The 1,868-nt window shown below is 74.7% G+C and carries 1 protein-coding gene; it reads left to right on the top strand.

Annotation, left to right across the window (positions count from 1 at the left end; translation table 11 throughout):
* Positions 1–168: 168 nt before the first annotated feature.
* On the top strand, positions 169–1,868 hold a 1,700-nt coding region (locus QH283_RS09850), incomplete at its 3' end, for a gamma-glutamyltransferase family protein (protein WP_432420692.1).

The following is a 1,868-nucleotide window of genomic DNA, read 5'->3' as shown; positions in this document are numbered from 1 at the left end:
CCCCACCCCCCCCCCACCCCCCCCCCCCGCCGCGCGGGCGCCCCCCCCTCCCCCCCCCCCCCCCCCCCCCCCCCCCCCCGCCCCCCCCCCCCCCCCCCCCCCCGGTTCCGCGTTTCCCCGGCGGTGATCGGGGTTACCTTTCACGATGTGGCGGCGCACAGGGGACGAATATTCGGCGGGGCGCTCGCGGCGGCCCTGCTCACGCTCGGGTCGGTGACCGGGTGCACGACATCGAACCGGGCCGAGGGGCCTTCGCCCGTCGCCTGCGCGGCACGGGGGGCGCCGGCCCGGGGCGAATCGGCGCCGGACACCGCGACCGCAGCGCCGCCGGGCAGCTCCGCCCCCCGGGATCTGAGCCTGAACCCCGAGATCGCCTCCGGGTACCGCAGCGGCATGACCCCGGTGTCGACCCGGTCCTACGCCGTGTCGACGGCCAATCCGCTCGCCACCGAGGCGGCCTGCGCGGTGCTGGCCGAGGGCGGCACCGCGGCCGACGCGCTGGTCACCGCACAGCTGGTGCTCGGCCTGGTGGAACCGCAGGCCTCCGGCATCGGCGGCGGCGCCTTCCTGCTCTACTACGACGCCGCCGCGGGCACGGTCGAGGCCTACGACGGCCGCGAGACCGCCCCCGCCGCGGCGACCGAGAACTATCTGCGCTGGATCAGCGACACCGACCGCACCGAGCCGAAACCCGACGCCCGCGCCAGCGGGCGCTCCATCGGCGTCCCCGGTGTGCTGCGGCTGCTGGAACTGGCCCACCGCGAGCACGGCAGGACCGAGTGGCGCGAGTTGTTCGACCCGGCGATCGCGCTGGCCGACAGCGGTTTCGAGATCAGCCGGCGGCTGGCGGCCCAGATCGCCGACTCCGCCGCCGACCTCGCGCGCGATGAGCAGGCACGAGCGTATTTTCTGCAATCGGACAGCACACCCCGGGCAGCGGGCACGGTGCTCACCAATCCGGCACTGGCCAAGACGTTGAGCACGCTCGCCGCCGAGGGCGCCGACGCCTTCTACACCGGCCCCATCGCCGAGGACATCGTCGCCGCCGCCGCGTCGACCGAGGGCGGGCGTACCCCCTCGCTGCTGACCACCGACGACCTGGCCGCCTATCGGGTGGTGAAACGCGACCCGCTGTGCGGCGGCTACCGCGACCACGAACTGTGCGGCATGCCCGCGCCGTCCTCCGGCGGCAGCACGGTCGCCGCGACACTGGGCATCCTGTCGAACTTCGACCTGGCCGCGCTCGCCCCGGAAAACCCCGACCTCGACGGCGGCACACCGCGCGCGGAAGCGGTGCATCTGATCGCCGAAGCCGAGCGGCTGGCCTACGCCGACCGCGACAAGTATGTCGCCGACCCGGATTTCGTGCCGCTGCCCGGCGGCTCGCCGCGGGCCATGATCGCGCCGGACTACCTGCGCGGGCGCGCGGCGCTCATCGATCCCGGCCGCAGCATGGGCGAGGCGCGCCCCGGCGATCTCGGCCCCGTCCCGCTCGGCGAGGCCCCGCAGCCGCCCGAGCACGGCACCAGCCACATCAGCGTGGTCGACCGCTACGGCAATGCCGCCGCCATGACCACCACCGTGGAGTCGGCCTTCGGCTCGTTCCACATGGTCGACGGCTTCCTGCTCAACAACCAGCTCACCGACTTCGCCGCCGATCCCGCCGCCCCCGACGGGACGCCGGTGGCCAATCGCCTGGAACCCGGTAAGCGGCCGCGCAGTTCGATGGCCCCGACCCTGGTGTTCGAGCGCGCCGACGACGGCGGCCGCGGCGAGCCGGTTTACGTGACCGGCTCCCCCGGCGGCGCGGTCATCATCCAGTTCGTGGTGAAAACGCTGGTGGCCATGCTGGATTGGGGGCTGGACCC

This window comes from Nocardia farcinica, from assembly GCF_029867845.1.
GTDB lineage: Bacteria > Actinomycetota > Actinomycetes > Mycobacteriales > Mycobacteriaceae > Nocardia > Nocardia farcinica_A.
This window is presented reverse-complemented; position numbering and strand designations above follow the sequence as displayed.